This window comes from Bacteroidota bacterium, from assembly GCA_037133915.1.
Taxonomy (GTDB): domain Bacteria; phylum Bacteroidota; class Bacteroidia; order Bacteroidales; family CAIWKO01; genus JBAXND01.
Map to the genome: position 1 here is coordinate 1 of JBAXND010000095.1, position 6603 is coordinate 6603.

Sequence of the window (6603 nt, forward strand, 5' to 3'; positions counted from 1 at the left end):
AGAAGCCGGGCTTATGCTTCGGCTTCTTTCAAACTTTTACCGGACAACAGTGATACTGATTATCGAAAATTAACAATGCAGCAGCAAAAAGCGACTCCATATTTCAATCTTGATAAGCGGAAGATTTGTTAATTTCATCATTTTGGCTAAGCATAACATAATAAATGTGCATTTCTAATGTTAACAAATGTTAAATTTTAATCAGTTACGCAACTGATTTTGTGCGCATATTCAACGTTTATCTATAATAATAGTTGTTTTAGGGGTAACTTTTTTCTAATTTTGCAGTAGAAATGCCAAAGGAATATTCCCATTATTAAAATCTGATTAATATTCCTACTGCATATCATTCTGAAGTCGTATTTAAGTAGCTGTCATGATTAGAGCATTAATTTGCTCCTTTTCCCGACAGAGGTAACGCTCTATAATGAGCAAATTACATTACTATAAAGCACTTCAGAAATATGAAAAGATTTATCCTCTTTATCTCAATCCTAATCACAGTTATTCCGTTAAAAGCACAGGTAAACGCTTATTCGTTTTCCGCTTCATCCGGTACATATACGACCATAACAGGCGGCACGCTATTGATTAGCGGCAGCAGTGCCATGAACAGTTGGGTATCTTCGGCCATTACAATTCCATCATTCCCTTTTGGAGGTACTAATTATACAACAGTATATGTAACGTCAAACGGGATATTAAGCCTTGGCGGGAGCGCTCCAAGCACAACCGCCACAGATGGCATCAGTACAATCGTAGGTTCAGGTGTATGCATATGCCCTTTCAGTGAAGACCTTGACCGTGCAAACAGCAACGCAAACTCAGAGATGCGTTGGCAAATAGTTGCTGATGAAATAGTATTTCAGTGGAAGCAGATGAAAAGAGCCGGGCAGTCTGAAAGTTTCGATTTCCAGGTTCGCTTAAATACGGTAAATGGTGCTGTGAAGTTCGTGTACAACTTAAATACCAATCCTACAAATGAGCAGAATAAAACTGCGGAAGTCGGGATACGCACTTCCGATACAGATTATAAAAATATTATGATAGGAACAGGCAGCGAAACATGGGCTTCACCCCTTGCCGGAACTGCCCATGATTCCAAATGCCGTTTTACAAGTAAGAGCCCGGCAAAATATTTTGCCGATGGTCTTACATATACATTTACACCTTCCGGCCAGTGTTCAGGTACACCTGCCGGAGGAACAGCAGTGGCCTCTGTTACTTCCGGTTCCTGCTCAGCAAGCTCGGTAATCACCCTGAGCGGATATACAACAGGTATTGGGATTACCTACCAATGGCAATCATCACCCGATGGTTCAGCCTGGTCCAATCTTACCGGAGCAACAGGAACAACGTACAATACTTCCACTATTTCAAGCACCACGAGCTACAGGTGCATAACTACTTGCTACAACGGCAACTTATCCGGCAACTCAACTACTGCTACGGTATCCATTACCTTCCTTACACCCACAGTTTCTATCGCAGCCGTTCCTTCGGGTGCAATCTGTGCCGGAACCCCGGTCACTTTTACTGCAACACCTACCAATGGCGGAACACCGACGTATCAGTGGAAATTAAATGGAATTAATGCCGGAAATAATACTTCTACTTATGTGAATGCTTCGCTGGCCAATGGAAATACAGTCACCTGCGTGATGACCTCAAATGCCGGATGTACCAGCCCGGCGACAGCTACTTCCAACCAGGTGACCATGATTGTGAATCCGGTGGTGACACCTGCAGTTGCTATTGCTCCATCACCATCAGGAGCAATCTGTGCCGGAACTTCGGTAACGTTTTCTGCAACACCTACCAATGGCGGAACACCCACTTACCAGTGGAAATTAAATGGAATTAATGCCGGAAATAATGCTTCTACTTATGTGAATGCTTCGTTGGCCAATGGAAATACCGTCACCTGCGTGATGACCTCAAATGCCGGATGTGCCAGCACGACCACTGCAACAACAAGCAACGTAACGATGGCGGTGAATCCGATATTGACACCAGCTGTTTCAATCGCAGCAAGTGCAACAACAATTTGTGCCGGAACCTCGGTCACTTTTACTGCAACACCTACCAATGGCGGAACACCAACTTACCAATGGAAATTAAATGGCAGTAATGCCGGAAATAACACAACGACTTTTGTCAGTACTTCATTTGCAAATAATGATGTAATCACCTGCGTGATGACACCCAATGCTGTATGTACCGGTCTGGCAACAGCCACTTCAGGCTCGGTAACCATGACTGTGAATCCGATATTGACACCTGCAGTTTCTATCGCAGCAAGTGCAACAACAATTTGTGACGGAACCCCGGTCACTTTTACTGCAACACCTACCAATGGCGGAACAACACCTGCGTATCAGTGGAAACTCAACGGTACAAATATTTCAGGTGCTACATCGGTAAATTATACAAGCAGCAGTTTGGCAAATGGCAATATCATTAGTTGTATTCTGACATCAAATGCAAGCTGTCTGGCAACAGCTACCGCAACGTCAAACGGCATCACCATGGTTGTGAATCCAATCCTGATACCTGCTGTTTCTATTGCGCCATCACCATCAGGGACGATTTGCGCCGGAACCTCGGTAACTTTTACGGCAACACCTACCAATGGCGGAACGCCGTCTTATCAGTGGATACTTAACGGAAGTAATGTCGGAAACAATACTACTACTTATGTGAATGCTTCGTTGGCCAACGGAAATACCGTCACCTGCGTGATGACTTCCAATGCCGGCTGTACCAGCACTGCGACAGCGACTTCCGGCACGGTGACCATTAGCGCACGGGGTACTGCAGCAAGCTTAAGCGTCAATAATCCCGTTAACTGCGGGGGGAGCGGCACTGTTACCGTGAATGACGGTTCTACCGAATGGGTAGATGCAGATTTCAGTTCACTGCCCGACATCGCCACACTCAATGGAAATGCGACCTTAACTAGCGGATATTGCCAACTAACAGCAGCATCGTCAAATCAGGCAGGATCCGTGGTATTTGATAATCCATGCGATCAATCAGGAGGTATACACATTGATTTCGACATGCTTATAGGCGGCGGAAATCATGGCGAAGGAATGAGCGTAAGCTATGGCAATATAACATCTACCTCCAATTATGGTGAAACCGGCGATCCCGGCGCTCTGGTAATTTCTTTCGATACACACAATGATGACGGTCACCAGCCGCATGGTGTATATCTATACTGGAAGCCCACAGCAGGTGACGACGCTCCCACACCCCTAACCTCCTTTACTTCATCATCTGATTTTTTCAGAACCAATACCTGGCGCCATATTTCTATATATATAAACCCGGCAGGAAAAATACACGTTAAAGTTGACAATCTGAATGTATTTGTGGCATACGACCTGCCACAGGCCTTTATTCTGGCAAACAAATCGACATGGAACATTGCATTTGCAGGACACACAAGCTCGGATTATGACCAGCATGCGATTGACAATGTCGTTATCAAAACTAATGAAAACTATGAGTACTCATCAAACGGGACTTCTTACCAAAGCAGCAATGTATTTACCCTTGCTGCAGGCACATATGCAATGCACATCCGCGAAACAGGCGCACCGGCAACTGACGTGAACTTAGGACAGGCAGTAATAACATCGATGGCAACTCCCCTTGCTCCGGCATTTATTTCCGATATAAGTGAGTGCAGCAGCAGCCTTCCTGCCACATTATCGGTAACACCAGAGGGAAGTGCTGACGTTGATTGGTACAGCGCCCCTTCGGGAGGCACACTGCTGCAAAGTGGTTCGCCCTCGTATGCGGCAGCACAAGCAGGTACGTTTTATGCCGAATCAAGAAGCGGTGTCGGATGTATAAGCGTATCCCGTACGGCAGTGGTTTTAAGTGTAACTCCCTCAGTCAATGCCGCAATTAGCATCGCGGCAGGATCTAACAGCTATTGCGAGAACGTTCCGGCAACCTTTACCGCAAATGCAACCAACGGTGGAAATGCACCCGTATATCAGTGGTATGTGAGCGGTACTGCATCAGGAAACAATGCGCCGACTTTTAGCTACTTGCCTGCCGATGGCAGCGTGATCAGCTGCATGCTGACCTCTAATGCATCGTGCGTTTCTACCCCGAATACTACCTCCGGAAATATCAGTGTAAACCTGCAAATGCCTGCAACAACAGGCCTGAGTATTGGTGATATGATATGGTACGGCACCTACAGCAATGATTGGGAAGTGCCTGAAAACTGGCTCGTTTTCAACGGCGGTAATACGTTTAGTCATCCGATAGATCATCCATCGGCGACAAACAACGTGATTATTTCCAATGATATCACATGTATGCAGTTCAATCCCGCTGTACTGATGGGTTCAGAGCCTTGCAACAATGTTACAATCGAACAGGGCAAATCGATTACGCTTACAGGCAACAGCCTGATAGACGTGAAAGGCAACTGGTTAAACCTTGGCAGTTTTGTTCCCGGAACCGGAACCATAAAATTTTCAGGCAACAGCGAACAGTCTATTTTTCCAGGCAACAGCGCATTCCATAACATGGCTATTGAACAGGAAAACAGCGGCAGCATAAAAATTATCAGCCCCGCATTGGTTTCAGGAAATATCTCTTTCGTAAATGGAATAGTAACATTTGGCAACAGTGGCTCACTGACGCTCAGCGATAGCGCTACATGCAACGAAGGAACGGCACACAGCTTTGTATCAGGACCGATGAGCAAGACTGGAGATGATGCCATTATTTTTCCGGTCGGAAAAATTGCCGGTAATGATACCATTTGGGCACCACTTGGTATGACCGCACCTGCCAATACCGCCGATCGCTTTACCTGCGAATACTTTCGTACGTATGCACCTCACAATCTTGACCCTTCAGACATGTGCGACCAAAGCCAGCTTAATCATGTGAGCGGAATAGAATACTGGGATCTGAACAGAGACCTTGGGAGTTCCACCCCCGAAGTTACGCTCTTCTGGAAAAACGCCGCTCAGAGTATGATTACGGATATATCGGATATTGTAGTGGCTCATTACACTAATTGCGGCGGAACCTTGAAATGGGAAGCCATGCAAGGCACTGCGGCCGGCACTACCGGAATTAACGGACAAGGTTTTGTAAGCGGAACAGGATTTACGAATTACAGTCCGATTACGTTTGGAAGTAAAAACAATGCAAACCCGCTTCCGGTCAAACTGCTTGATTTTAGTGCAGAATGCAACGGCGGCGCTGTACTGCTGAAATGGGCAACCGCAACAGAAACAAACAACGACCATTTTACCATTGAGCGCAGTAAGGATGCACAAAGCTGGCAAATGGTTGCTCAAGTAAACGGTGCCGGCAACAGCAACCAGATACAAAACTACAGCCTGGACGATCAGGAATCTATTGGCGGATTATCCTATTACAGACTTACGCAAACAGATTTTGATGGCCGTTTTGAAACCTTTAGTCCGGTGGCTGTAAGCTGCAGCGAGAACGCTCTTCAGCCTGAGGTTCAGTATTTCCCCAACCCTTTCACATCAGAGCTTGTGGCGGAAATAAAGAACTATACCAATAGTGCTGCAACGCTGAATATATTTGATATCCAAGGAAAAAAAGTCGCAGAATACACCTTTGAGACCAAACACCTGGCGATTAATTTAAAAGAGCTTCCTACCGGAAAATACATTGCCGAATTGATTGCAGGCGATTTTAGGAATTCAACAATTTTAATAAAAAAATGACACGATAATTATTACTGAAATTGCTGTACTGAATGCTGCTAAACAGCAATATTGAACAACTACATATTACGACAAACAGACTGATAAAGAGGCGCTGAAATGAAAAAAAATTCGATAGTAAAGCACTATTGCCAACATTGCATGGTAAGAACAAACCACACGGTGTTGTTGCATACGGAAGTACAATTTGACGATGTAGAAAAAATAATGGATAAGAGCCATACAATGCTTGAGTGCAGAGGTTGTAACTCCATCTCAATATTAATGGAAATGACCGACTATGACAGCGGAGCCAAACTCATAGAGATGAAATACCTGGAAAGAGGCGCAACAAATACCGGCGCGGCAATGCTGTTTTTCTTGCGAAAAGCAAAGGTTAATATTTTGCAGGAAAAGCACGCAGAATAATTATTATATATCTGCGTAAGGGTTCTGAAAAGATTAAATGCATTGTGTGCAATATTCTATATCTAATACAAACACATGTGTTTATTGCCCATTCAACACAAGTAAAACTTTAATCATCACCTAACAACACTGCTTGGCACCCGCTGATAACAGGGGTCAAGCAGTTTTGCCGTTACTGAATATCAGCACAGCCCGGTATGCGCCCAAACCTATCTAAATAATATCATATCGGCAAAAAACCGTTTTGCGAGTTCGGTTCCATATGTTAATTTCGTACTGAAATCAAATGTAAGCATGTCAATATTTTGATAAAATGGCACTTTATTGTTAATAGATGTTAAAATTCGTGTTGGCATTTAGAACAGCTGCTTTTTCTTTATCCTATTCTAAAACAATAATTTGAATCACTGTTGTCCGGTAAAAGTTTGAAAGAAGCCGAAGCATAAGCCCGGCTTCT

At 44.4% G+C, this 6603-nt stretch carries 2 protein-coding genes; both read left to right on the forward strand.

Annotated elements, in window-relative coordinates; all coding sequences use genetic code 11:
- The first annotated feature begins 464 nt into the window (after window positions 1-464).
- The gene (locus WCM76_16550; protein MEI6767242.1) at window positions 465-5738 is read left to right on the forward strand and encodes a T9SS type A sorting domain-containing protein; all 5274 of its coding nucleotides are present in this window, start codon (window positions 465-467) and stop codon (window positions 5736-5738) included.
- A gap of 99 nt (window positions 5739-5837) precedes the next feature.
- The gene (locus tag WCM76_16555; protein ID MEI6767243.1) at window positions 5838-6146 is read left to right on the forward strand and encodes a hypothetical protein; all 309 of its coding nucleotides are present in this window, start codon (window positions 5838-5840) and stop codon (window positions 6144-6146) included.
- Window positions 6147-6603 lie beyond the last annotated feature (457 nt).